21 protein-coding genes are annotated in these 23,969 nt (G+C 61.2%); 13 read left to right on the top strand and 8 right to left on the bottom strand.

Annotated features, from left to right (window positions below; genetic code table 11):
- Nucleotides 1-92: 92 nt before the first annotated feature.
- From OKW98_RS25235 to OKW98_RS25225, 3 genes are all read right to left on the bottom strand, one after another.
- The gene (locus tag OKW98_RS25235; RefSeq protein WP_265387144.1) at nt 93-1,385 is read right to left on the bottom strand and encodes an MFS transporter; all 1,293 of its coding nucleotides are present in this window, start codon (nt 1,383-1,385) and stop codon (nt 93-95) included.
- Nucleotides 1,386-1,773: 388 nt separating this feature from the next.
- Nucleotides 1,774-2,859, bottom strand: coding sequence for a tRNA (uridine(54)-C5)-methyltransferase TrmA (trmA, locus tag OKW98_RS25230; protein ID WP_265387143.1), 1,086 nt, complete (start codon nt 2,857-2,859; stop codon nt 1,774-1,776).
- Nucleotides 2,856-4,148 carry an NCS2 family permease gene (locus tag OKW98_RS25225; protein ID WP_265387142.1) on the bottom strand — a complete coding sequence of 431 codons (1,293 nt, stop codon included), beginning with the start codon at nt 4,146-4,148 and terminating at the stop codon, nt 2,856-2,858. The genes trmA and OKW98_RS25225 overlap by 4 nt, the downstream gene beginning before the upstream one ends.
- Before the next feature lie 307 nt (nt 4,149-4,455).
- Between OKW98_RS25225 and OKW98_RS25220 the strand changes: the two genes are divergently transcribed.
- From OKW98_RS25220 to OKW98_RS25185, 8 genes are all read left to right on the top strand, one after another.
- A complete protein-coding gene (locus OKW98_RS25220; protein ID WP_265387141.1) occupies nt 4,456-4,980 on the top strand; it encodes a (2Fe-2S)-binding protein in 525 nt (174 codons plus the stop codon).
- Nucleotides 4,977-5,963: an FAD binding domain-containing protein gene (locus OKW98_RS25215; RefSeq protein ID WP_065987554.1), complete on the top strand. Its 987-nt coding sequence runs from the start codon at nt 4,977-4,979 to the stop codon at nt 5,961-5,963. The genes OKW98_RS25220 and OKW98_RS25215 overlap by 4 nt, the downstream gene beginning before the upstream one ends.
- Nucleotides 5,963-8,179, top strand: a complete 2,217-nt coding sequence (locus OKW98_RS25210; RefSeq protein ID WP_265387140.1) for a xanthine dehydrogenase family protein molybdopterin-binding subunit — start codon at nt 5,963-5,965, stop codon at nt 8,177-8,179. The genes OKW98_RS25215 and OKW98_RS25210 overlap by 1 nt, the downstream gene beginning before the upstream one ends.
- 354 nt (nt 8,180-8,533) lie before the next feature.
- The gene (gene choX / locus OKW98_RS25205; protein ID WP_265387139.1) at nt 8,534-9,475 is read left to right on the top strand and encodes a choline ABC transporter substrate-binding protein; all 942 of its coding nucleotides are present in this window, start codon (nt 8,534-8,536) and stop codon (nt 9,473-9,475) included.
- Nucleotides 9,476-9,514: 39 nt separating this feature from the next.
- Nucleotides 9,515-10,450, top strand: coding sequence for an alpha/beta hydrolase (locus OKW98_RS25200; RefSeq protein WP_265387138.1), 936 nt, complete (start codon nt 9,515-9,517; stop codon nt 10,448-10,450).
- Between the two features lie 337 nt (nt 10,451-10,787).
- Nucleotides 10,788-12,227 (top strand): cytochrome ubiquinol oxidase subunit I, encoded by a 1,440-nt coding sequence (locus OKW98_RS25195; protein WP_265387137.1) that lies wholly within the window; start codon nt 10,788-10,790, stop codon nt 12,225-12,227.
- A 3-nt stretch (nt 12,228-12,230) separates the two neighbouring features.
- A complete protein-coding gene (gene cydB / locus OKW98_RS25190) occupies nt 12,231-13,238 on the top strand; it encodes a cytochrome d ubiquinol oxidase subunit II (RefSeq protein ID WP_265387136.1) in 1,008 nt (335 codons plus the stop codon).
- A gap of 57 nt (nt 13,239-13,295) precedes the next feature.
- Complete coding sequence (locus tag OKW98_RS25185) at nt 13,296-13,490, top strand: DUF2474 domain-containing protein (RefSeq protein WP_265387135.1); 195 nt, start codon at nt 13,296-13,298, stop codon at nt 13,488-13,490.
- Nucleotides 13,491-13,574: 84 nt separating this feature from the next.
- Here the strand turns inward: OKW98_RS25185 and OKW98_RS25180 are convergent, their stop codons facing one another.
- A complete protein-coding gene (locus tag OKW98_RS25180; protein WP_265387134.1) occupies nt 13,575-14,699 on the bottom strand; it encodes a methyltransferase in 1,125 nt (374 codons plus the stop codon).
- A gap of 159 nt (nt 14,700-14,858) precedes the next feature.
- Nucleotides 14,859-15,038, bottom strand: a complete 180-nt coding sequence (locus OKW98_RS25175; protein ID WP_265389834.1) for a LuxR C-terminal-related transcriptional regulator — start codon at nt 15,036-15,038, stop codon at nt 14,859-14,861.
- 388 nt (nt 15,039-15,426) lie between these two features.
- Here OKW98_RS25175 and OKW98_RS25170 point away from each other — a divergent pair, with 388 nt between their 5' ends.
- Complete coding sequence (locus OKW98_RS25170) at nt 15,427-16,203, top strand: ferredoxin--NADP reductase (protein ID WP_265387133.1); 777 nt, start codon at nt 15,427-15,429, stop codon at nt 16,201-16,203.
- 166 nt (nt 16,204-16,369) lie between these two features.
- Here OKW98_RS25170 and mscL read toward each other — a convergent pair whose 3' ends face one another.
- Nucleotides 16,370-16,819 carry a large-conductance mechanosensitive channel protein MscL gene (gene mscL / locus OKW98_RS25165; RefSeq protein WP_265387132.1) on the bottom strand — a complete coding sequence of 150 codons (450 nt, stop codon included), beginning with the start codon at nt 16,817-16,819 and terminating at the stop codon, nt 16,370-16,372.
- Between the two features lie 199 nt (nt 16,820-17,018).
- Here mscL and radA point away from each other — a divergent pair, with 199 nt between their 5' ends.
- A complete protein-coding gene (gene radA / locus OKW98_RS25160) occupies nt 17,019-18,386 on the top strand; it encodes a DNA repair protein RadA (protein WP_074888638.1) in 1,368 nt (455 codons plus the stop codon).
- 11 nt (nt 18,387-18,397) lie between these two features.
- Here the strand turns inward: radA and OKW98_RS25155 are convergent, their stop codons facing one another.
- Nucleotides 18,398-18,766 (bottom strand): PilZ domain-containing protein, encoded by a 369-nt coding sequence (locus tag OKW98_RS25155; RefSeq protein ID WP_265387131.1) that lies wholly within the window; start codon nt 18,764-18,766, stop codon nt 18,398-18,400.
- Nucleotides 18,767-18,918: 152 nt separating this feature from the next.
- Here OKW98_RS25155 and OKW98_RS25150 point away from each other — a divergent pair, with 152 nt between their 5' ends.
- The 3 genes from OKW98_RS25150 to yjiA all read left to right on the top strand — a co-directional run bounded on the left by OKW98_RS25150 (nt 18,919) and on the right by yjiA (nt 22,399).
- Nucleotides 18,919-20,988 (top strand): carbon starvation CstA family protein, encoded by a 2,070-nt coding sequence (locus OKW98_RS25150; RefSeq protein WP_265387130.1) that lies wholly within the window; start codon nt 18,919-18,921, stop codon nt 20,986-20,988.
- Nucleotides 20,989-21,014: 26 nt separating this feature from the next.
- On the top strand, nt 21,015-21,212 hold the full coding sequence (locus OKW98_RS25145) for a YbdD/YjiX family protein (protein WP_065987541.1): 198 nt from the start codon (nt 21,015-21,017) through the stop codon (nt 21,210-21,212).
- 209 nt (nt 21,213-21,421) lie between these two features.
- The gene (gene yjiA / locus OKW98_RS25140; protein WP_265387129.1) at nt 21,422-22,399 is read left to right on the top strand and encodes a GTPase; all 978 of its coding nucleotides are present in this window, start codon (nt 21,422-21,424) and stop codon (nt 22,397-22,399) included.
- Between the two features lie 183 nt (nt 22,400-22,582).
- On the opposite strand, the gene glyA is transcribed toward yjiA, so the two are convergent.
- Nucleotides 22,583-23,836, bottom strand: a complete 1,254-nt coding sequence (gene glyA, locus OKW98_RS25135; protein WP_265387128.1) for a serine hydroxymethyltransferase — start codon at nt 23,834-23,836, stop codon at nt 22,583-22,585.
- Nucleotides 23,837-23,969 lie beyond the last annotated feature (133 nt).

Here is a 23,969-nt window from a genome sequence, read left to right as displayed (position 1 = left end):
GCAGTAGTCGTTCAAAAGTGATGGGGAAGTGGCCGCATTCCCGTGGCGCGCAGAGGGTACGCGCCAACAGCACATACCCATGAGGGCTTACATCAAACCCGCGCCGTCTGCTTCTCGGTGGTCTCGGCCGGCGAGGCGTCGGCGAAGTGGTTGACTTGGCGCAAGGCCTTGAAACCGACCATCCAGGCGCCCACGACACTCAGTGTGCAGAGGCCGCCGATGATCGCTGCCGGCACGGCGCCCCAGAGCGCTGCGCTGCTGCCGGCGCGAAATTCGCCCAGCTCGTTGGACGAACCGATGAATAGCATATTCACGGCGTTGACCCGCCCGCGCATGTCGTCCGGCGTCGAGAATTGCACCAGCGTGGAGCGAATGTAGACGCTGACCATGTCTGCTGCACCGGCGATCATCAAGGCCAGCAGCGACAGCCAGAACAGCGTCGACAGGGCGAACACCAGATTGGCGACACCGAACACCGCGACGGCGATGAACATGACCAGACCGACGTGTCGATCAAAAGGCCGGAAGCTCAGGTAGAGACCGGTGCTGACCTCGCCCAGGCTCATCGCACTGCGCAGCGCGCCCAGCCCTTGGGGCCCCAGGTGCAGCACTTCGTGAGCATAAATTGGCAGCAGCGCTACCACGCCGCCGAGCAGCACGGCGAACAGGTCCAGGGAAATGGTGCCCAGGATGATGGGCCGCGAGCGGATGAACGCGATGCCTGCGGTGAAGCGCTTCCAGGCCGTGGACTCGAGAATTTGCTTCTTGCCGGCGTACAGCACCGGCACGCGGATCAGCAACAGCACGCCGGCGATAAAGCTGGCCATGCACACGGAATAAGTCAGCCCGCCGCCGCCCGCGGCGTACAGACCGCCGCCGACCAGAGGCCCGGCGATGGTGGCGATGCGCATGATCATGCTGTTGGTGGCGATGGCCGAGGCGAGTTTTTCGCGCGGGACGACTTGCGGCAGCAGGCTCTGCAGCGCCGGCCCGGTGAACGCCCGTGCGCAACCGAATAACGCCAAGGTGGCGTAGATCAGTCGCGTGTCTTGATGGTGCGTGACCGAGAACAGCATCAGCATCAGGCTGCACACCGCTTGCACCGACCAACTGATGCTCAGGATCAACTTGCGGTCGTAGCGGTCGATCAGGTCGCCGGCCGGCATCAACAGCAGCAGCATGGGAATGAACTGCGCCAGGCCCACATAGGCCAGCGAAATCGGGCTGCGGGTCATGTCGTAGACCTGCCAGGCAACCACGACCGCCTGAATCTGCATGGCGAAAACAGCGGCAAGGCGCGCGGTCAGGAAGGCGAAAAAGCCGGGCAGCCGCAGGGCGCTTTTAGCGGAGGATTCAGAGGACGGGGCGGGCGATTCGGGGCTCAAGGCTAGGCATCCATCGAAGCGAAAGACGGCCGAGAGTTATACACCGGTCTGGTGCCGTTCGCCGCTAGCTGTCAGGAATTTAATGATGGATGGTGCGGGATATGCTGCGTGCGCATGCAGGTCATGGGGGGCAGTTTTATGAAGTGACTGACGGCTCTTCCCGGCTAAAGCCGGTCCTACTGGCACACCAATTTCCGGATGAAACCGGTCTTGCTGACACACCAATTTCCGAATGAAACCGGTCCTGCTGACACACCGCTCTGTAGGAGCCGGCTTGCTGGCGAACGCGGAGTGTCAGACACATTCATGTCGATAGACGCCCTTTGTTCGCCAGCGAGCGGGCCCCTACGCAGCGGGTTTACGCGAAGGGTTGGCCCCAATCGCGCTGTCAGCGGCGAACCAGCAAAACCCCCGACTCCATGTGATGGGTATACGGGAACTGATCAAACAGCGCGCACCGCTCGACCCGGTGGGTGTCGTGCAGCTGTGCGATGTTGGCGGCCAGGGTTTCCGGGTTGCACGAGATGTACAGGATGCGCTCGAAACGTCGCGTCAGTTCACAGGTGTCCGGGTCCATGCCGGCGCGGGGCGGGTCGACGAACACGCTGCCGAAGTCGTAGCTTTTCAGATCGATACCGGCCAGACGACGGAACGGGCGCACCTCATTCAGGGCTTCGGTCAGCTCTTCAGCCGACAGGCGCACCAGCGACACGTTATCCACACCGTTGTCCGCCAGGTTACTCAGCGCCGCATTGACCGACGTCTTGCTGATCTCGGTCGCCAGCACCTTGCGCACGCGGGTCGCCAACGGCAGCGTGAAGTTGCCGTTGCCGCAATACAGCTCCAGCAAATCGTCGTCGCGGTCGCCCAGCGCGTCATACGCCCAGCTCAGCATTTTCTGGTTCACCGTGCCATTGGGCTGGGTGAACGCGCCCTCCGGCTGGCGATAGCTAAAGGTGCGACCGGCGACTTCCAGCTCCTCGGTCACGTAATCGCGACCGATCACCAGACGCTGACCTTTCGAACGGCCGATCACGCTGACCTTCAGATCAGCCGCCAATTGCTCGGCCTCGACCTGCCAGGCGTCATCCAGCGGGCGGTGATAGCACAGGGTGATCATGCCCTCGCCGGCCAGCGTGGTCAGAAAGTCCACCTGAAACAGCTTGTGATTGAGCGTCTTGCTCGCCTCCCAACGATCCCGCAGCACCGGCATCAGCGCGTTGATCTGCTGGCTGGCGATGGGGAAGTCATTGATCAGGATCGGCGTGTGCTTGTCGCCCGGCGTGAACATGGCGTAGTGACGCTTGCCGTCGTCGCGCCACAGGCGGAACTCGGCGCGCAGGCGGTAATGCTCGCGCGGCGAATCGAAGACCTGAGGTTCCGGCGCCTCGAAAGGCGCCAGCAACTCGCGCAGGCGCGCGGCCTTCGCATCGAGCTGAGCGGTATAGCTTGCAGGGTCGAACGTAGAACTCATGGATAAAAGCCCAGCTTGATCACGAACAGGATCGACAGCACGACCAGCGCCGAATTCAGCTCGCGGGCCCGGCCTGACAACAGCTTGATCACGGTCCAGGAAATGAAGCCAAAAGCGATGCCGTTGGCGATCGAATAGGTGAATGGCATGGCCAGCGCGGTGATCACCACCGGTGCCGCTTCAGTGATGTCGTCCCAGTTGATTTCGGCCAGGCCCGAGGTCATCAACACGGCCACGAACAGCAGGGCAGGGGCAGTGGCGAATGCCGGAACGCTGCCGGCCAGTGGTGCGAAAAACAACGCCAGCAAGAACAACACCGCCACCACGATGGCCGTCAGACCGGTTCGCCCACCGGCGCTCACGCCCGCCGCCGATTCGATGTAACTGGTGGTGGTCGAGGTGCCCAGCAGAGAGCCGGCCATTGCCGCGGTGCTGTCGGCGATCAGCGCACGGCCCATCTTCGGCATGTGGCCGTCCTTGCCCATCAGGCCCGCGCGCTTGGCGACGCCGATCAGGGTGCCGGAGTTATCGAATAGGTCGACAAACAGGAAAGAGAAAATCACGCTGACCAGACCGATGTTCAGTGCGCCGGGAATGTCCAGTTGCAGGAAGGTCGGTGCCAGCGAAGGCGGCATCGATACCACGCCGCCAAACGGCGAGAAGCCCATCACAATAGAGATGATGGTGACGGCCAGAATGCCGATCAGCACGGCGCCGCGCACTTTCAGGGCTTCCAGGGCGACGATCAGCGCGAACCCCAGGGCCGCAAGAATCGGTGCCGGTTTGGCCAGATCGCCCAGGCCGACCATCGTTGCCGGGTTAGTGACCACGATGCCGGCGTTGTGCAGGGCAATCAGCGCCAGGAACAGGCCGATACCGGCAGCGATGGCCGAGCGCAGCGGCAGCGGGATGCTGTTGATGATCCATTCGCGGATGCGGAAGATCGACAGCAGGAAAAACATCACCGCCGAAATGAACACCGCGCCCAGCGCCACTTGCCAGGTGTGGCCCATGTGCAGCACGACGGTGTAGGTGAAGAAGGCGTTCAGGCCCATGCCCGGCGCGAGGGCAATCGGGTAGTTGGCGATCAGGCCCATCACGGTCGAACCAATGGCCGCGGCCAGACAGGTGGCGACAAAGATCGCGCCCTTGTCCATGCCGGTTTCGCCAAGGATGCTCGGGTTCACGAACAGGATGTAGGCCATGGCCAGAAAGGTCGTGACCCCGGCCAGAATTTCGGTGCGCACATTGGTGTTATGTGCATTGAGTTGAAACAACCGCTCCAGCATTTAAGGCTCCCCGGTGACGCTCCGCGTCATTTATTTAGTCGACTGAAACAGCAAAGCACAGCTCACCTAAACGGCTTGCACAAATTCTGCCAGTTGCAAAAAGCCGCGCATCATACCAGCAGCTCCGGGCGATGGGGCCTGGCGCTTGTCGCCGGATTGCAATTGTCCGGATTGACCTCGCCCCGCCGTTTGCTTCACGGCTTCAAAACGCCCGTCATAAACCCTGAACGTTTCCGAAAGCCCGCAAGTCGTACCCCTTAAGACGCAGATCACTGCGCTGATCGAGTACCTACCGTGAGGCTTCCCCATGAGTGCAAACAACGAACAGGCGTTCGCAGGGCATTCCATCGCTCTGACGTTGAACGGCCAGACCCGACAAGTGGACGTACAGCCCTGGACCACGCTGCTGGATATGCTGCGCGAGCAGCTCGATCTGGTCGGCACCAAAAAGGGCTGTGACCACGGCCAATGCGGTGCATGCACCGTGCTGCGCGACGGCAAACGCATCAATGCATGCCTGACCCTGGCGATCATGTGTGACGGCGCCGAGCTGACCACGATCGAAGGGCTTGCCGATGGCGATACGCTGCACCCGATGCAGCAAGCATTCATCAAACACGACGCTTTCCAGTGCGGCTACTGCACGCCCGGGCAGATCTGCTCGGCGGTAGGCCTGGCCAACGAAGGCCGCGCCAGCACCGATGACGAAGTGAAAGAGCTGATGAGCGGCAATCTGTGCCGTTGCGGCGCCTACAGCAACATCCGCGCGGCGGTGGTGGAAGTCTTGCCATCCATGAATGCCGCGGCGGATCAGGGAGGGCGCGGCCAATGAATCCCTTCAGCTACAGCAAGCCGTCCGACATCGCTCAGGCGGTCAATCTCGCCGGTCCTGCCAGCCGTTTCATCGCTGGCGGTACGAACCTGCTGGATTTGATGAAAGAAAACATCGCGCGCCCCGAGCACCTGATCGACATCACCGGCCTTCCGCTCAAAGACGTGCGTGCAACCGACAGCGGCGGCCTGATGATCGGCGCGTTGGTGAGCAACGCCGACCTGGCGTGGCACCCGCTGATCGAGCGCGACTATCCGCTGTTGTCCCAAGCCATCCTGGCCGGCGCATCGCCGCAGCTGCGCAACATGGCGAGCACCGGTGGCAACCTGTTGCAGCGCACCCGCTGCTACTACTTTTACGATTCGACCGTGCCGTGCAACAAGCGCGAGCCCGGCACCGGCTGCCCGGCAAAAGAAGGCCTGAACCGCATTCACGCGATTCTCGGTGCCAGCGATGCCTGCGTCGCGACGCACCCGTCGGACATGTGTGTGGCCCTGGCTGCCCTAGAAGCCCGCGTTCACGTTCAGGGTCGCGCCGGTGCCCGGGTTATCGAGTTTGCTGACTTCCACCGCTTGCCGGGGGATGCGCCGCAGCGCGATAACCAGCTCGCCGACGATGAACTGATCACCGCCGTCGAATTGCCCGCGCCACGTTTTCAGCAGCACAGCCACTATTTGAAGATCCGTGACCGCGCGTCTTATGCCTTTGCGCTGATCTCGGTGGCGGCGGCTGTTGAACTGGATGGCGACGTGATTCGTGATGTGCGCATCGCCCTCGGCGGCGTGGCCCACAAACCATGGCGTGACACGGCCGTCGAGCAGTCGCTCAAGGGGCAGCCGGTCTCGCGGGAAAACTTTGTTGCCGCTGCCGACGCGATGCTGCGCGACGCTCAGCCGCTGGCGCACAACGCTTTCAAGATCAAGCTGGCCCGCCGCGCGATCGTTCGCGCCCTGAGCGACGCCACCTTGGGAGGGACTGTTTAATGAACGCCAACACACCAATCCCGGGAAGCTCCCCGCTGGGCCAACCGATGGACCGCGTCGACGGTCGCCTGAAAGTTACCGGTCAGGCCCGCTACGCCGGCGAGTACCCGGAGGCCGGCTTGCTGCATGCCAGCGTGGTCTCCAGCACCATCGCCTCGGGCCGCGTCGTGCGCATTGATACCTCGCAAGCGCTGGCAGTTCCCGGCGTGGTGGCGGTCATCGACCACACCAACCGCCCGCACATCGCCAGTTATGACGAGGACTATCAGGACGCCGATTCGGCTGAAGGTTCGCCGTTCCGTCCCTTCTATAACGACCACGTGCTTTACAGCGGCCAGCCGCTGGCGCTGGTGGTGGCGGACACTCTTGAACTGGCGCGGCATGCCGGCTCCCTGGTGCGCATCGAGTACGAAACCAAGCCGCACCAGACCGACCTCAGCGTCGGCCAGAGTGATGCCCACACCGCACCGGCGGAAACGCCGAAGCCGCGGGGAGATTTTCCGGGGGCATTCGCTCAATCTGCGGTGACGGTCGACACCCACTACAGCACGCCGAACGAACACCACAACCCGATGGAGCCGCATGCTTCCACGGTGTTCTACAAGGCTGACGGCAGCCTGGAAATTCACGATAAAACCCAGGGCACGCAGAACTGTCAGGACTACCTGCACAGCGTGTTCGGTCTGGAGAAAGAGAAGATTCGCGTCCTTGCTGCCTTCGTCGGTGGCGCATTCGGGTCCGGGCTGCGCCCGCAGTACCAGCTGCCGCTGGCCGTCATGGCGGCGCTGAAACTCCAGCGCTCGGTCCGCCTGACGCTGACCCGCCAGCAGATGTTCACCTTCGGCTACCGTCCACAAACCCTGCAGCACATGCGCCTCGGCGCTTCCAAAGACGGCAAGCTGATGGCGATCGCCCATGACGTCATCGGCCAGACCTCGCGTTTCGAAGACTTCACCGAGCACGTCGTTGAATGGAGCGGCATGCTCTATCAGTGCGACAACGTGCAGTTAAATTACGAGCTGGCGCCGCTGGACGTTTACACGCCGCTGGACATGCGCGCACCAGGCGCCGCGTCCGGCATGGTCGCGCTGGAATGTGCGATGGACGAGCTGGCCATTGCGGCGGGCATCGACCCGGTGCAGTTGCGGATTGCCAACTTTGCCGAGAGTAACGGCAACGAAGGCAAGCCGTATTCCAGCAAAGAACTCCTGGCCTGTTACGAACAAGGCGCCGAGCGCTTTGGCTGGAGCAGGCGCAACCCCGAGCCGCGCAGCATGCGTCAGGGCCGGCAGCTGGTGGGTTGGGGCATGGCCGGCGGTGTATGGGAGGCCATGCAAATGCCGGCCAGCGCCAAGGCCAGTATCGACAGCAGCGGCAAGATCACCGTGAGCAGCGCCACCACTGACATCGGCACCGGCACCTACACGGTCATGACTCAGATCGCTGCCGAGGCTGCCGGTGTGAGTCCGCAAGATGTCACGTTCGTGCTGGGTGATTCTTCGCTGCCAACGTCGCCGTTGCAGGGTGGCTCGTTCACCGTATCGTCCGTGGGCACGGCGGTGCAGCAGGCCTGCCGTGCGTTGCGCGCCAAGTTGCTCGACGCTGTGCGCATGGCGCATCCGCAATACGCGGTGGTCGACATGGCCGATGTCGGTTACGGCGACGGTTATCTGCTCATCGATGATCAGCGTTTTGCGTATGCCGACATCGTGCGCGAGTCGTCCCACGAGACGCTGGAAGTGCAGATAGACGCCAAACCTGACGACAAACGCGAGGGTTATTCGACGGCGACGCACTCGGCGGTGTTTGTCGAAGTGTTGGTGGACGAAGACCTGGGCACCATCCGCGTTAACCGTGTGGTGGACGCTGTTGCGGCGGGCCGCGTGGTGAACTCGAAAACCGCGCGCAGCCAGATTCTCGGTGGCGTGGTCTGGGGCATTGGTCAGGCGTTGCAGGAAGAGAGCCAGACCGACCACACCCTCGGGCGCTTCATGAACCACAGCCTGGCCGAGTACCACATTCCGGTGAACGCGGACATCGGCGAGATCGACGTGTTGTTCGTGGAAGAGAACGACAGCATCGTCAATGACCTGGGCTCCAAGGGTGTGGGCGAGATCGGCATCGTCGGCGTGGCATCGGCCATCGCCAATGCCATCTATCACGCCACGGGCAAGCGGGTTCGGGAATTCCCGATTACGCTGGATAAAGTGCTGTAACCCACGCCCTACCTCGTACCTTGATCGTTCCCACGCTCTGCGTGGGAACGATCAGACGCTGTACCTTGTAGGAGCGCGCTTGCCCGCGATGGCGGTGTGTCAGAGAACGATTACGTCACTGACACACCGCGTTCGCGGGCAAGCGCGCTCCTACAGTCCTTCTGCTGTGCCTTCCACCCCCCCTCATTCAATGTCGCCCCAGTGCAAGCACAGGTCGCGCTGGTGCGCTTGTTGCTCAGGCCTGCTGCGTACTTTGCATCAACGTGGCAGCCACCGAATTGCCGTGGGTCTTCAAGCATTGAAAAACTGCCGAAAAGAGCTGAATAAAATAACGAGCCGACCCGAGGAGCACCCATGAAGTCATTTATTCGTCCTATCAGTTGCGCTGTGTTGATTTTGAGCAGCACCGCGCTGCTGGCGGCGGAGCCCGCCAAATGCCAGAACGTGCGCATGGGTGTGGTCAACTGGACAGACGTCGTCGCCACCAGCGCTGTCGCTGAAGTGCTGTTGCAGAACATGGGGTACGAGGTCAAACAGACCAGCGCCGCCCAGCAAATCGTCTTCGGCGGTTTGCGTGACGACCGGCTCGATGTGTTCATGGGCTACTGGAAGCCGGCGATGGACAAGAACATCGCGCCCTTTGTAGCGGCCAATCAGGTCAAGGTGCTCGACGTGCCGAGCATGAGTGATGCCCAGGCAACCCTCGCTGTACCGGATTACGTGGCGTCAGGCGGGCTGAAAACCTTCGGCGACATCGCTAAATTCAAGGACAAGCTGGGTGGCAAGATCTACGGCATCGAGCCCGGCACCGGTGCCAATGCCAACATCAAAGGCATGATCGAGAAAAACCAGTTCGGGCTCGGTGGCTTCCAATTGGTCGAGTCCGGCGAGGCTGGCATGCTTGCGGCGGTGCAGCGTGCGATCAAGCGTAATGAATGGGTGGTATTCGTTGGCTGGACCCCGCACCCGATGAACATCAACATGAAGATCGCTTACCTGACCGGCAGCGAAGACGTGTTCGGTCCGGGCGAAGGCGCGGCGACCGTTTCCGTGGTCACCGCGCCGGATTACGCGGCTCGCTGCCCGAACGTCAGCAAGCTGATGAGCAACCTGAAGTTCACCGCCGCGCAGGAAAGCCAGATGATGGTGCCGATCATGGACCGCAAGGCGCCGACCGACGTTGCTCGCCAGTGGCTCAAGGATCATCCTGAAGACATGAAGCGCTGGCTGGATGGCGTGACGACCTTTGATGGCAAAGACGCAGCGTCCGCCGTGCAAGTGGCGGTGAACAAGTAACCAAGCAGGCCTGGCCAAGGGCTCGGGCTGGAGCCGCCAATGTCCACGTCTTACCCGCTGTCCCCCGAAATGTCGGCGTTCGTGACCAAAACGCTGAGCTTCAGCAGCGCGTCCGAGGACATTGCCGAGCAGCGCCGCGCGTATTCGCGGATGAGTGAAGCGTTCACGCCCACCCGTCCGGCCCACCTTGATGTCATGGATTTCAGCCTCGGCGGCGTGGCGGTGCGCAGTTACCGGCCTCAGCGGCTTTCCCTCGAACATCCGGCGCCGTGCGTGATGTACATCCACGGCGGCGGCTGGGTGGTGGGCGATCTCGATTCCCATGATTTTCTGACCGCCGCCCTGGCGGCCGACCTCAACGCCGTCGTCGTCGCCGTGGATTACCGGCTGGCGCCCGAACACCCTTTTCCCGCGGGTTTCGGCGACTGTCTGGCGGTCTGGCATGGCTTGCAGATTCAGGCGCAGCGGCTGGACATCGACCCGCGCCGCATCGCCATCGCCGGGGACAGCGCCGGTGGCAATCTCGCCGCTGCGGTGTGTCTGGCATTGCGTGATTCCGGTGATCGTCAGCCGGCCGGGCAAGCGTTGATTTACCCGGAGCTGGGGGGCGCCGTTGATCTGCCCTCGCGCCGTGAATGCGCGGACGCACCGCTTCTTTCCACCGATGAACTGGCTTATTACCGGCAGCTGTACATGACCGCGGACGAACAATCGGCCTACGCCCGGCCACTCAACGCGGTGGACTTCCACGATCTGGCGCCTGCATTCATCGCCGTCGCGCAGTTCGATCCTTTGCGTGATGACGGCATCGCCTACGAGCGTGCGTTGCGTGAAGCGGGCGTACGCACCCAGTTCGATCCCGGGCTCGGGCTGCTGCATGGCAGCCTCAGGGCCAAAGGCCGTGTGCTGGAAGTCGACGCGCTTTATCAGCGCCTGGTCTCTGCGCTGTTGGGCTTTATTCGCGATCCGTTGTAGGGCCTTCCGCTTAGGCGTTGTAAGTGCTGCGCTGCAAATTCGCCCACTCTGTTCTGCTTCCCGCCAACTGCACCTTCCTGACAGGTGAGTCAACTCGCCACGCGACAAAAGACCACGCAGAGCAAGTGCCGAAATGGGACTACTCTTTGAATGTCAGCTGACCTGGATCAATACCTTGGCGTGTATTGGTCGAACTGGCCGCCTGACGCATCTCCCCGGTCGCCGACCTGAGCACGAATCCAGAGAACAAACGCCACACCTCGTACTCAATACACCGTGGGGGCAGTCGCTGCAGGCCCCGAGTCTGAAGCCAGTTCCACCTGATAGAGGAAGACCTATGTTCGGCTTAGAGGCGCTCGATCTCGCCCGAATCCAGTTTGCGTTTACCGTTTCATTTCACATTCTTTTCCCTGCCATCACCATTGGTCTGGCGAGCTTCCTTGCGGTGCTCGAAGGCTTGTGGCTGAAAACCCATGACAACACCTACCGCGACCTTTATCACTTCTGGTCGAAGATCTTTGCCGTCAACTTCGGCATGGGTGTGGTCTCGGGGTTGGTCATGGCCTACGAGTTCGGCACCAACTGGAGTCGCTTCTCCGACTTCGCCGGCGCTGTCACCGGTCCCTTGCTGACCTACGAGGTGCTCACGGCGTTCTTCCTCGAAGCGGGCTTCCTCGGCGTCATGCTGTTCGGCTGGAACCGCGTCGGCCGCGGCCTGCACTTCTTCGCCACCTCCATGGTGGCCGTCGGCACACTGATTTCGACCTTCTGGATTCTGGCCTCCAACAGCTGGATGCAGACGCCGCAGGGCTTCGAGATCGTCGATGGCCGCGTCATCCCGGTGGACTGGTTCGCGGTGATCTTCAACCCGTCCTTCCCTTATCGTCTGATGCACATGGCGATTGCCGCCTTCGTCGCCACGGCGTTTTTCGTCGGCGCATCGGCGGCCTGGCATCTGCTGCGTGGTCGCGACAACCCGGCGATCCGCAGAATGCTGTCCATGGCCATGTGGATGGCGCTGATCGTTGCGCCGATTCAGGCGATGGTGGGCGATGCTCACGGCTTGAACACCCTTGAGCACCAACCGGCCAAGATCGCAGCCATCGAAGGTCACTGGGAAAACGTCGGAGACGAGCCGACCCCGCTGATTCTGTTCGGCATCCCGGACATGAAAGAAGAGCGCACCAAGTACGCGGTCGAGATTCCGTACCTGGGCAGCCTGATTCTGACCCACAGCCTGGACAAGCAGATCCCGGCGCTTAAATCCTTCCCACCGGAAGATCGCCCGAATTCGCTGATCGTGTTCTGGTCGTTCCGCGTCATGGTGCTGCTGGGCATGCTGATGATCGCGGTCGGTCTGTGGAGCGCCTGGCTGCGCTGGCGCGGCGGGCTGTACACCAATCGCTGGTTCCTGCGTCTGGTGATGTGCATGGGGCCGGCCGGTCTCATCGCGATGCTGGCGGGCTGGTTCACCACCGAAATCGGGCGTCAGCCGTGGGTGGTTTACGGGCTGATGCGTACGACGAATGCAGTGTCCCGGCATAGCGTTGAACAGTTGAGCATTACCCTGGTGCTATTCGTCGTGGTGTATTTCATGCTGTTCGGCACGGGCTTCGGCTACATGATGCGTCTGGTACGCAAAGGGCCCAAAACCCATGAAGGTGACACTCCGGCAAACGGCGGACCAGGGCAGAAACGCACCCCGGCGCGTCCTCTCTCTGCTGCTGATGAAAGCAGCACGGACCACCGCAAAGACAGTCTGACTGAGGGGAACTGAGCCATGGATATCGATCTTCCACTGATCTGGGCCGTGATCATCATCTTCGGCGTCATGATGTACGTCATCATGGACGGCTTCGATCTGGGCATCGGGATACTGTTCCCGTTCATGAAGGACAAGACCGACCGCGACGTGATGATGAACACCGTCGCGCCGGTCTGGGATGGCAACGAGACCTGGCTGGTGCTGGGCGGGGCCGGCTTGTTCGGCGCCTTCCCGCTGGCCTACTCGGTTGTGCTTGAAGCGCTGTACCTGCCGTTGATCTTCATGCTGTTCGGGCTGATCTTTCGCGGCGTGGCCTTCGAGTTTCGCTTCAAGGCCACTGATCTCAAGCGCCACCTGTGGGACAAGGCGTTCATCGGCGGTTCGCTGGTGGCGACGTTCTTCCAGGGCGTGGCACTGGGCGCGTACATCGACGGCATTCCCGTGGTCGACCGTGCCTATGCCGGCGGTGGGCTGGACTGGCTGACGCCGTTCTCGGTCTTCTGCGGTCTGGCGCTGATCGTGGCGTACGCCTTGCTCGGTTGCACCTGGCTGATCATGAAGACCGAAGGGCCGTTGCAGAAAGCCATGCATGATCTGGCACGCCCCTTGGCGCTCGCGACATTGGTCGTCATGGCAATCGTCAGTCTGTGGACGCCACTGGCCCATCAGGCCATCGCCGATCGTTGGTTCAGCCTGCCAAACCTGCTGTGGTTCATGCCGGTGCCGGCACTGGTCATGCTGACGATGTACGGTCTGTTCAAAGCGGTGGCGCGCAACGCCAACTACGCGCCGTTCCTGTTGACGCTGGTGCTGATCTTCCTCGGCTACAGCGGTCTGGGCATCAGCCTGTGGCCGAACATCATCCCGCCAACAGTGTCCATCTGGGCCGCTGCCTCGCCGCCACAGAGTCAGGGTTTCATGCTGATCGGTACGCTGTTCATCATTCCGCTGATCCTGGGTTACACGTTCTGGAGCTACTACGTATTCCGCGGAAAAGTCACCCACGAACACGGCTATCACTAGCAGAAAGAGGCCCCGATTTATCGTCGGGGCCTGACTGCGCGATAAGAGGGTTTAGCGATGTCGGTTAAAGAATCTGTTCGGTACGAGGCTCCTCCCAAGCCACAGCGAGAGGTGGATCCCGCTCAAGGCAAGCCCCTTTGGCAGCGCATCGGCTGGCTGTTGATCATCTGGACCGGCAGCGTGCTGGCGTTGTTTGTGGTCGCCATGCTGCTGCGCATGTTCATGACTGCGGCAGGTATGAAGTCGCACTGAGTGTTTTTGACTCGATAAAAAACCCGCTTCGGCGGGTTTTTTTGAGCCTCACCTATGGAGGCCGCACGGAGAGCGCGACGAGCGCTATTTGCGGGCTTTAAGGACCACGAACTTCGGCGTCGCCGCCACTTGTTCCACGCCCCGGAACAACCGCGCCAGCTTGCTGTGATAGCCCAGATGCCGGTTGCCGACGATGTACATCGCGCCGCCGGTTACCAGCGCCGAGCGCGCCTGCTGGAACATCCGCCAGGCGAGGAAATCGCCGACCACTTGTTGCTGGTGAAACGGCGGATTGCAAAGGACGACGTCCAGCGAATCGGGTTCCTGCGCCGCCAGCCCGTCCCCGGCGTGTATCAGTGCCGGGCGCTCGCCGAGGGCCAGTCTCCAGTTCTCCTGCGCCGACTGCACCGCCATGAACGACTCGTCCACCAGCGTGTAATGCGCGTCGGGGTTGTCCAGCGCGCTGGCGATGGCGAGCACACCATTGCCGCAACCCAGATCGGCGACCCGCGCCGAGCCCAGGCCCTTGGGCAGATACGGCAGGAAAGCCCGCGTGCCGATGTCCAGACCGTCACGGCAGAACACGTTGGCGTGGTTGATCAACTCGACTTTCGGCTCGTCCAGGGTGTAACGGGTGGGGTAGGGCGAGGGCTGGACGGTTTTGGCTTCAGGGGTGCACAGCAGCAGTCGGGCCTTCTTCACCGCAAGCGATGCCTGCACCGGGCCGATGTACTCTTCCATCAGCTCGCCAGCCGAGCGCGGCAGGTGCTTGATCATGCCGGCAGCGACGACTTTGGCGTTCGGTGCCAGTTGGCCCTGCAAACGAATCAGTTGTTCTTCCAGCAAGGCGAGGGTCTTCGGCACGCGAATCAGCACCCAGTCAAAGGGGCCGTTCAACGGTGCACTGGCGGGGATCACCGGCACGGCGTCATAGGTCAGGCCGTTGCGCACCAGGTTCTTTTCCAGCGCCTGAGCGCCGAGATACGAATCTGTGCTGCTGACCACCGTGGCGTGGGGCGCGAGACTCGCCGCCAGTGCGCCGAAACTGTCATTGAGCACCAGCACCCGCGTTTGTAGCGTCACGCCCTGCTCAGCGACGTGGTGAAGCAGGTATTCGTCGGCGGCATCGAAGGCCTGCAAGGGCTCATCCGATTGTTCCGGCTGGCGGATCAGGTCGAGCTGGGCAAACGGGGTGGTAAGCAGGGGCATGGGCAGAGCAGTTCCAGTCGTTGATGGCGCGATCGGCGTGTTGGCGCAAGTTGCACCAGCGCCGGCATGTCCAGGTTCGCGAAGCCGGAGATTTTACGTGTTTTCTGCCCGCCCGCACCGGGCTTTTCGTCTTGGCTTCGCCCCAGCTTCGTCTTGCGCCTAAATCACACCGTCTTTCGTCGCCTGGACCACCGCCGACATCTTGTTGCAGGCGCCGATCTTCTGGATGGCCTTGCCGACGTGGAAATTAACGGTGCGCGCAGTGACATCAAGGATCAACGCGACTTCTGCCGCTGTCTTGCCCGTAGCAGACCACTTCAATACCTCCACCTCTCTCATCGTCAGGCCCTTGTAGGTCAGGTTCTCCTCGCTCGTTGTGCACTTGTCTCCCAGCCTCCGGATTTTCACAGCGTGCCTCCTTGCCTAGTTTTGATCGTCCTGATCGAAGTCTAGGAAACAATCACGGCCTCAAAGGGAGTGTGGATCGGGGGCGCGCCCGAGCAACACCTGATGAGCCGCCGTCATGATTCCTAAAGGTTATTAAAATCAATTGGTTAGAGAGAAATCATGTCTCGAGGCCAACCAGTTCGCGATAACGCCGATAGCGAAATACTCTAAAAATCGCGCGGTCCGTCGCGGATATCACTACAAACCGACGGTGTTTATCGCGCCGGGTTTGCGGGACACTGTTCACCCTTTTTCACGAGACAGGAGCCAGGAGCGCCCCATGACTGCCAGTGCAGAAAAATTCACCCGGCAAACGCTGCTGGACGTTACCCCGCTGACTCCCAGTCTCTTTACCTTTCGCACCACCCGCGATCCCGGTTTCCGCTTCACGGCGGGACAATTTGCACGTCTGGGCGTGACCAAACCCGACGGCACGACGGTGTGGCGGGCGTACTCGGTGGTGTCCTCGCCCTTCGATGAATTTCTCGAATTTTTCTCCATCGTGGTGCCCGACGGCGAATTTACCAGCGAGCTGAGCCGGCTTCGTCAGGGCGACACGCTGATGGTGGAAAAACAGGCGGTGGGTTACCTGACCCTTGATCGCTTCACTGATGGTCGCGACCTCTGGATGTTTTCCACAGGCACCGGCGTAGCGCCGTTCCTGTCGATCTTGCAGGACTTCGAGGTCTGGGAAAAATTCGAGCGCATCATCCTGGTGTACAGCGTCCGCGAGTCCCGGGAACTGGCGTACCAGCAGCTCATTGCCGAGCTGACCCAGCGCGAGTACCTGGCCGAGTACGCGCACAAGTTCACGTTCATCGCCACGGTGACGCGGGAACCGCATCCCGGTGCACTCAACGGAAGAATTACTACGCTGATCGAGAACGGTGAGCTGGAGAAGGCGGCCGGCGTTGCGCTGACGCCCGAGCACTCAAGGGTGATGATCTGCGGCAACCCGCAGATGATCGAAGACACCCGTGCAGTGCTGAAGACCCGCGACATGCGCCTGGCGCTGACGCGCAAGCCGGGTCAGATTGCGGTGGAGAATTACTGGTAGGTCGGTCCCGCTGAAGACACCGCAAAATCACTGTAGGAGCGCGCTTGCCCGCGAATGCGATCTGTCAGTGATTTCTGCCTCGTCTGACACACTTTGTTCGCGGTCAAGCTCGCTCCTACCCATGTCTCTGGCGGCAAAGTTGTGGCCGCTGCTACCGTCAGTGTCCTTAAACGAACCGGTCAGGCGTCACCGGCAGTGGCGCAGCTGGCTTGTTGTTCTGCTCTTTCAGCAGATCGCGGATTTCGCCCAGCAGCAGCTCTTCCTTGGTCGGCGTTGGCGGCAGGGTCGGTGCCTTGGCCTCTTCGCGTTTCAGGCGGTTGATCGCCTTGACGCCCATGAAGATGGCGAATGCCACGATGATGAAGTCGATTACCGTTTGAATGAATTTGCCGTAGGCCAGCAACACTGCAGGGGCGGTTCCTTCTGCGGGGCGCAGCGTTACTGCCAGATCACTGAAGTCCACGCCGCCGATCAGCAACCCCAGGGGCGGCATGACTACATCGCCGACGAACGACGAAACGATCTTGCCGAATGCCGCGCCGATGATGATACCGACGGCCATGTCGACGACGTTTCCTTTTACGGCAAAGGCTTTGAACTCGCTTAGTACGCTCATGGGTGTATTCCTTTGTTACAGATGACAGTGGTAAGTGCAGTGTAAGTCAGCTAGCTGCATCTCGGTTAATCCATGCAATCGACCGGGTACGTCCCGGTAAGTTTTATTTAATCCTCCAAAAGCATGCATGCCCGCTAGCGTTGCGCCCGACAGTTTGACGCATCGGGTATGATTGCCCCCTTTTTACATCGGGGGTGTCATGGCCAAGGCCAAACGCATGTACGGCTGCACCGAGTGCGGCTCGACGTTTCCCAAATGGGCCGGCCAGTGCAGCGAATGCGGCGCCTGGAACACCCTCGTTGAAACCGTGATCGACAACAGCACGGCGGCGGCGCCCAGCGGTCGTTCCGGCTGGACCGGCCAACAGGCACAGATCAAAACCCTGGCCGAAGTCAGTGTCGAAGAAATCCCGCGTTTCTCCACCAACTCCACTGAACTTGACCGCGTCCTCGGCGGCGGCCTTGTGGATGGCTCGGTGGTGTTGATCGGCGGCGACCCCGGCATCGGTAAGTCGACCATTCTGTTGCAGACCCTCTGCGCCATCGCCGAGCGCATGCCGGCGCTGTACGTCACCGGCGAAGAGTCGCAGCAGCAGGTTGCGATGCGTGCCCGTCGGCTCGGCTTGCCCCAGGACAAACTGCGGGTCATGACCGAGACCTGCATCGAAACCATCATTGCCACGGCGCGCATCGAGCAACCGAAGGTCATGGTGATCGACTCGATCCAGACCATCTTTACCGAACAGCTGCAGTCAGCGCCCGGCGGCGTCTCCCAAGTCCGAGAGAGTGCTGCGTTGCTGGTGCGCTACGCCAAGCAGAGCGGCACCGCGATCTTTCTGGTAGGCCACGTCACCAAAGAAGGCGCGCTGGCCGGGCCTCGCGTGCTGGAGCACATGGTCGACACCGTGTTGTATTTCGAGGGCGAGTCCGACGGCCGCCTGCGTTTGCTGCGCGCAGTGAAAAACCGCTTCGGTGCCGTCAACGAGCTGGGCGTCTTCGGCATGACCGACAAGGGCCTGAAAGAAGTCTCGAACCCTTCGGCGATTTTTCTCACACGAGCGCAGGAAGAAGTCGCGGGTAGCGTGGTCATGGCTACATGGGAGGGCACCCGGCCGATGCTGGTCGAGGTGCAGGCATTGGTCGATGACAGCCATCTGTCCAACCCGCGTCGCGTCACCTTGGGGCTGGATCAGAATCGGTTGGCCATGCTGCTGGCCGTGCTGCATCGCCACGGCGGCATCCCCACCCATGACCAAGACGTGTTTCTCAACGTCGTCGGCGGGGTGAAAGTGCTGGAAACCGCTTCCGACCTGGCCCTGATGGCCGCCGTCATGTCCAGCCTGCGCAACCGTGCGCTGCCAGGCGACTTGCTGGTATTCGGCGAAGTGGGCTTGTCGGGCGAAGTACGGCCCGTGCCCAGTGGTCAGGAGCGACTCAAGGAAGCGGCCAAGCACGGCTTCAAACGCGCCATCGTGCCCAAAGGCAACGCCCCGAAAGAGTCGCCGCCGGGCTTGACGGTGATTGGCGTGACGCGCCTCGATCAAGCGCTGGACGCGTTGTTCGAATAACGCGGCACGGCCTATAGATGTATCAGTGCCCCGAGCTCGCGCTCCAGTTCATCGTGATCGGCAAGATTGAGTTCGATCAGTCGACGCAGGTGCGTCACTGAATCGAGCTCGATGTGCTTGCACACAAATCCCAGGTGATTGTGATCATCGTGGGTCAGCTGCACTTCCATCACCACGTCAATACCGTCCTGCAACTCGATGTCGACCATGAAGCGCTTGTTGGGATCGCCCTCCCAAGGCGAGGGTTTCTCGATCAGCAGCCCCTTGAGCGACAGGTCGATCAGCTGAACCGTCCAGGTCTGGCCGCTCTGGCTGAGTTTGGTTTTCGCGTCGAATGCAACGCGTTTGAAACGACGACGTTCGTTGTGGTTATCGGTCATTACGCAGCTACTCCTTCAGCGCCTGAAGCGCCCACTGCGTTGACTATAGGACAAATATCGCGCTAGACCATCGTGGGGGTAGCCTTTCGCTCCGGCGGCGCTAAACTCCGCTTGCCGAACAAAAATAAGTCCACTCAGTTGGAAACAAAAAAATGAAGAATAATAATGGTCTGCTGCGCCACGTGCCCTGGCTGATGGTTGCGATCCTTGGGGCCTGGGCGCTGGGAGTGGTTGCATTGCGTCGCGGGGAGGCGATCAACGCACTCTGGATTGTGGTCGCCGCAGTGGCCATTTATCTGGTCGCTTATCGCTATTACAGCCTGTTCATCGCAACCAAAGTCATGCAACTCGACCCGACCCGGGCCACCCCCGCGGTGCTCAAGAACGATGGGCTCGATTACGTTCCTACCAACAAACACATTCTCTTCGGTCACCACTTCGCTGCCATTGCCGGTGCTGGCCCGCTGGTCGGTCCGGTGCTCGCCGCGCAGATGGGCTATCTGCCCGGTACGCTGTGGCTGATCGCCGGTGTCGTGCTGGCGGGTGCGGTTCAGGACTTCATGATCCTGTTCCTGTCCACGCGCCGTAACGGTCGCTCTCTGGGCGACATGGTCCGCGAAGAAATGGGCCGCATTCCCGGCACCATCGCGTTGTTCGGCTGTTTCCTGATCATGATCATTATCCTCGCGGTGCTGGCGCTGATCGTCGTCAAGGCACTGGCCGAGAGCCCATGGGGCATGTTCACGGTCATGGCGACGATTCCGATCGCGATGTTCATGGGTATCTACATGCGCTTCATCCGCCCGGGCCGTATTGGCGAGATCTCGGTGGTGGGCGTGGTGCTGCTGCTGCTGTCAATCTGGGTCGGTGGTCTTGTGGCAGCGAGTCCTGAGTGGGCGCCGATGTTCACGTTCACTGGCATACAGATCACCTGGATGCTGGTCGGCTACGGGTTTGTCGCGGCCATGCTGCCGGTCTGGCTGGTGTTGGCGCCTCGCGATTACCTGTCCACGTTCCTGAAGATCGGCACCATCATCGCGCTGGCGATCGGCATTCTGATTCTTGCGCCTGAGCTGAAAATGCCTGCGCTGACCCAGTTCACCGACGGCACCGGTCCGGTCTGGAAAGGCACCCTGTTCCCGTTCCTGTTCATCACCATTGCCTGTGGCGCGGTGTCCGGTTTCCACGCGCTGATTGCTTCGGGCACTACGCCGAAGCTGCTGGATAACGAAGTCAACGCCCGTTACATCGGTTACGGCGGCATGCTGATGGAGTCGTTCGTGGCGATCATGGCCATGGTCGCGGCTTCGGTCATCGAGCCAGGCGTGTACTTCGCGATGAACAGCCCTGCGGCCATCGTCGGCTCGGACGTCGCTTCGGTCGCGCAAATGGTCAGCAGCTGGGGCTTCCTCATCACGCCGGATCAATTGACCGCTGTGGCGAAGGACATCGGCGAAAATACCGTGCTGGCCCGTGCCGGCGGCGCACCGACGCTGGCAGTGGGTATCGCGCAGATCCTGCACCAAGCGTTCCCGGGTCAGAACACCATGGCATTCTGGTACCACTTCGCGATTCTGTTTGAAGCGCTGTTCATCCTGACGGCAGTCGATGCCGGTACCCGTGCCGGCCGTTTCATGCTGCAGGACCTGCTGGGCAGTTTCGTGCCTGCGCTGAAACGCACCGAGTCCTGGACCGCCAACGCCATCGGCACCGGTGGTTGCGTCGCGCTGTGGGGGTATCTGCTGTATCAGGGCGTGATCGATCCGCTGGGCGGGATCAACACCTTGTGGCCGCTGTTCGGTATCTCCAACCAAATGCTCGCGGGTATCGCGCTGATGCTGGCGACGGTTGTGCTGATCAAAATGAAGCGTCAGCAGTACGTCTGGGTGACCATTCTGCCGGCTTCGTGGCTGCTGATCTGCACCGTGACGGCGGGCTTCATCAAGCTGTTCGACCCGAGCCCTGCGATTGGCTTCCTGGCGCTGGCTAAGAAATACAGCGCGGCGGCAGACGCCGGTCAGGTGCTGGCCCCGGCCAAGACCATGGACCAGATGCAGCACGTGATCTTTAACGCTTACACCAACGCTACCCTGACCACGCTGTTCCTGTTCGTTGTCTTGAGCATTCTGTTCTATGCGCTGAAGGTCGGTCGTCAAGCGTGGGTCAAGAAAGAGCGTACCGACAAGGAATCGCCCTTCCAGGCCTTCCCGGAAACCCATTGAGTGCGCTGTAACGCGAGGAGCTGTCTATGTTCAACGATCTGAGTCGTTTGGGTAAGTATCTCGGTCAGGCTGCTCGCCTCATGGTGGGCATGCCCGATTACGACAACTACGTTGAGCATATGCAGAAGACTCACCCGGACAAGCCGGTGATGTCCTACGAGGCGTTCTTCCGGGAGCGTCAGGACGCACGTTACGGCGGGAAGGGCGGGCCCAAGTGCTGTTAATGGATTGATTCCTGCAACGCCGTTTCAACAACGCGCCACGCCAGTCGTGGCGCGTTCGCCTCTGCCACTTCCACCGGCAGCCGTTCCACCGTGTAGGAGCGCGCTTGCCCGCGAAGGCATTTCAACTGTTTCCGAAGAGGGTGCAGACAGATCGCATTCGCGGGCAAGCGCGCTCCCACAGTCTGAGCAGTGACATGTCAGGAGAACCCATGACCGCTTCGTACCCAATCCCCGTCACAATCCTCAGCGGCTTTCTCGGCGCCGGCAAAACCACCTTGCTGCGCCATCTGCTCAAGGAAGAGCACGGTCTGAAGATTGCCGTGATCGAAAACGAATTCAGTGACGCCGGCGTCGACACCCAACTGCTGGGCGATGAGCCCGTACAGGTCATGACCCTGTCCAACGGCTGCGTCTGCTGCACCATCCACACCGACCTGACCAAAGCGCTGTATCTGCTGCTGGAACGCCTCGACAGTGGCGAGATCGCGTTTGATCGGCTGGTGATCGAATGCACCGGCCTGGCAGACCCTGCACCGGTGGCGCAGACCTTCTTCATCGACGAGGAACTGCGCGAGCGCTACATCCTTGACGGCATCATCACCCTGGTCGACGCCGCCCATGCCGACACGCACCTGGAGCAGACCATCGCCCAGGCGCAGATCGGCTTCGCGGACCGTCTGCTGGTGAGCAAGACCGATCTGGTGGATGAGGCGACCTTCAACGCATTGAGCGAGCGCTTGACCCGCATCAACCGTCGCGCACCGATCCGCGTGGTCGAGCACGGCAAGATCGATCTGGCCGAGTTGCTGGATGTGCGCGGCTTCAACCTCAATGCAGACATCGGCGGGATGACCCTGCGCCCGGCAGCGCCGGCAGGCCGCTCCATCGACCGGATCAGCAGCCTCGTCATGCGCAGTGAACAGCCGCTGGATATCGACAAGCTCAGCACGTTCATGAACGAGTTGCTGGAAGAGCACGGCAAACAACTGCTGCGCTACAAAGGCGTGCTAAGCATCGCCGGCGAGGATCGCAAGCTGGTATTCCAAGGCGTGTTGAAGTTGTACGGCTTTGATTTCGACGTAGAGTGGACGCAAGGCGAAAAGCGCGAAAGCGTGATCGTGTTCATTGCCGATGAACTGCCGGAGGAGAAGATCCGGGCGGGGTTTTCGAAGGTGGCGGCGGGTTGAGTCCGCGCCACGCTGCCGATCAACTGTAGGAGCGCGCTTGCCCGCGAACGCGTCATATCAGATATGTCTATGGTGACTGACACGCCGCCTTCGCGGGCAAGCGCGCTCCTACAATGAAACGCGGCGCATGAAAAAGCCCGGCTCAAGAGCCGGGCTTTTTCATGCAACTGCTACTGCGTCAGATCAAGCGCCGTAAACCGGCAGCTTGGCGCAGATGGCCTGGACCTTCTCACGAACGGCGTTGATCACCGCTTCGTTGTTCAGGTCGTCCAGGATGTCGCAGATCCAGCCAGCCAGTTCCTTGCACTCTGCTTCTTTGAAGCCGCGGGTGGTCACGGCCGGGGTGCCGAAGCGCAGGCCGGAGGTGACGAACGGGGAGCGTGGATCGTTTGGCACCGAGTTCTTGTTCACGGTGATGAACGCTTTGCCCAGTGCGGCGTCGGCGTCTTTACCGGAGATGTCCTGCTTGATCAGCGACAGCAGGAACAGGTGGTTTTCAGTACCGCCGGACACCACGTCGAAACCGCGCTCGATGAACACGCCGGCCATGGCCTTGGCGTTTTTCACCACTTGTTCCTGGTAGGTCTTGAACTCAGGCTGCAGCGCTTCCTTGAAGCAGATCGCCTTGGCCGCAATAACGTGTTCCAGAGGACCGCCCTGGCCGCCCGGGAAGACAGCGGAGTTCAGCTTTTTCTCGATCTCGGCGTTGGCGCGGGCCAGGATCAGGCCGCCGCGTGGGCCGCGCAGGGTTTTGTGGGTGGTGGTGGTGACGACGTCAGCGAACGGCACCGGGTTCGGGTACACGCCTGCAGCGACCAGACCGGCCACGTGAGCCATGTCGACGAACAGATAAGCGCCGACCTTGTCAGCGATGGCGCGGAAACGCGGGAAGTCGAGGATCTGCGAGTAGGCCGAGAAACCGGCAATGATCATCTTCGGTTTGTGCTCGACCGCCAGACGCTCGACTTCGTCGTAGTCGATCAGGCCGTTGCCGTCGATGCCGTACTGAACGGCGTTGTACAGCTTGCCCGAGGAAGAAACGCTGGCGCCGTGGGTCAGGTGACCGCCGTGGGCCAGGCTCATGCCCAGGATGGTGTCGCCCGCATTGAGCAGCGCGAGGTACACCGCGCTGTTGGCCTGGGAGCCTGCGTGTGGCTGGACGTTGGCGTAATCGGCGCCGAACAGTTGCTTGGCGCGGTCGATGGCCAGTTGCTCGACGATGTCGACGTATTCGCAGCCGCCGTAGTAACGCTTGCCTGGGTAGCCTTCAGCGTATTTGTTGGTAAGGACCGAGCCTTGGGCTTCCATGACGGCCGGGCTGGTGTAGTTCTCCGAGGCGATCAGCTCAATGTGATCTTCCTGACGCTTGGCTTCCTGTTCCATAGCGGCGTACAGGTCGGAGTCGTACTTGGCGATGGTCAAATTACGGCTGAACATGGCGGTCCTCGGGGGGCGGGCAGTAGAAAAGGGGGGCATTCTAACCTATCGGGTTTTATCTGGCATATGAAAGCGGGTCATGTGCGGGACGAGCGGTTTTCATGCGAGGGAATGACTGGCGAATGACCTTGTA

The sequence above is a fragment of the Pseudomonas sp. KU26590 genome (assembly GCF_026153515.1).
Taxonomy (GTDB): Bacteria; Pseudomonadota; Gammaproteobacteria; order Pseudomonadales; family Pseudomonadaceae; genus Aquipseudomonas.
This window is presented reverse-complemented; position numbering and strand designations above follow the sequence as displayed.

Coding starts and splice junctions, on each gene's coding strand:
- OKW98_RS25215 (WP_065987554.1), top strand. CDS start 4,977: ATGAATCCCTTCAGCTACAGCAAGCCGTCCGACATCGCTCAGGCGGTC.
- OKW98_RS25175 (WP_265389834.1), bottom strand. CDS start 15,038: ATGAGAGAGGTGGAGGTATTGAAGTGGTCTGCTACGGGCAAGACAGCG.
- choX (WP_265387139.1), top strand. CDS start 8,534: ATGAAGTCATTTATTCGTCCTATCAGTTGCGCTGTGTTGATTTTGAGC.
- OKW98_RS25170 (WP_265387133.1), top strand. CDS start 15,427: ATGACTGCCAGTGCAGAAAAATTCACCCGGCAAACGCTGCTGGACGTT.
- yjiA (WP_265387129.1), top strand. CDS start 21,422: ATGACCGCTTCGTACCCAATCCCCGTCACAATCCTCAGCGGCTTTCTC.
- OKW98_RS25155 (WP_265387131.1), bottom strand. CDS start 18,766: ATGACCGATAACCACAACGAACGTCGTCGTTTCAAACGCGTTGCATTC.
- OKW98_RS25195 (WP_265387137.1), top strand. CDS start 10,788: ATGTTCGGCTTAGAGGCGCTCGATCTCGCCCGAATCCAGTTTGCGTTT.
- radA (WP_074888638.1), top strand. CDS start 17,019: ATGGCCAAGGCCAAACGCATGTACGGCTGCACCGAGTGCGGCTCGACG.
- mscL (WP_265387132.1), bottom strand. CDS start 16,819: ATGAGCGTACTAAGCGAGTTCAAAGCCTTTGCCGTAAAAGGAAACGTC.
- OKW98_RS25150 (WP_265387130.1), top strand. CDS start 18,919: ATGAAGAATAATAATGGTCTGCTGCGCCACGTGCCCTGGCTGATGGTT.
- OKW98_RS25180 (WP_265387134.1), bottom strand. CDS start 14,699: ATGCCCCTGCTTACCACCCCGTTTGCCCAGCTCGACCTGATCCGCCAG.
- glyA (WP_265387128.1), bottom strand. CDS start 23,836: ATGTTCAGCCGTAATTTGACCATCGCCAAGTACGACTCCGACCTGTAC.
- cydB (WP_265387136.1), top strand. CDS start 12,231: ATGGATATCGATCTTCCACTGATCTGGGCCGTGATCATCATCTTCGGC.
- OKW98_RS25220 (WP_265387141.1), top strand. CDS start 4,456: ATGAGTGCAAACAACGAACAGGCGTTCGCAGGGCATTCCATCGCTCTG.
- OKW98_RS25210 (WP_265387140.1), top strand. CDS start 5,963: ATGAACGCCAACACACCAATCCCGGGAAGCTCCCCGCTGGGCCAACCG.
- OKW98_RS25200 (WP_265387138.1), top strand. CDS start 9,515: ATGTCCACGTCTTACCCGCTGTCCCCCGAAATGTCGGCGTTCGTGACC.
- OKW98_RS25185 (WP_265387135.1), top strand. CDS start 13,296: ATGTCGGTTAAAGAATCTGTTCGGTACGAGGCTCCTCCCAAGCCACAG.
- trmA (WP_265387143.1), bottom strand. CDS start 2,859: ATGAGTTCTACGTTCGACCCTGCAAGCTATACCGCTCAGCTCGATGCG.
- OKW98_RS25145 (WP_065987541.1), top strand. CDS start 21,015: ATGTTCAACGATCTGAGTCGTTTGGGTAAGTATCTCGGTCAGGCTGCT.
- OKW98_RS25225 (WP_265387142.1), bottom strand. CDS start 4,148: ATGCTGGAGCGGTTGTTTCAACTCAATGCACATAACACCAATGTGCGC.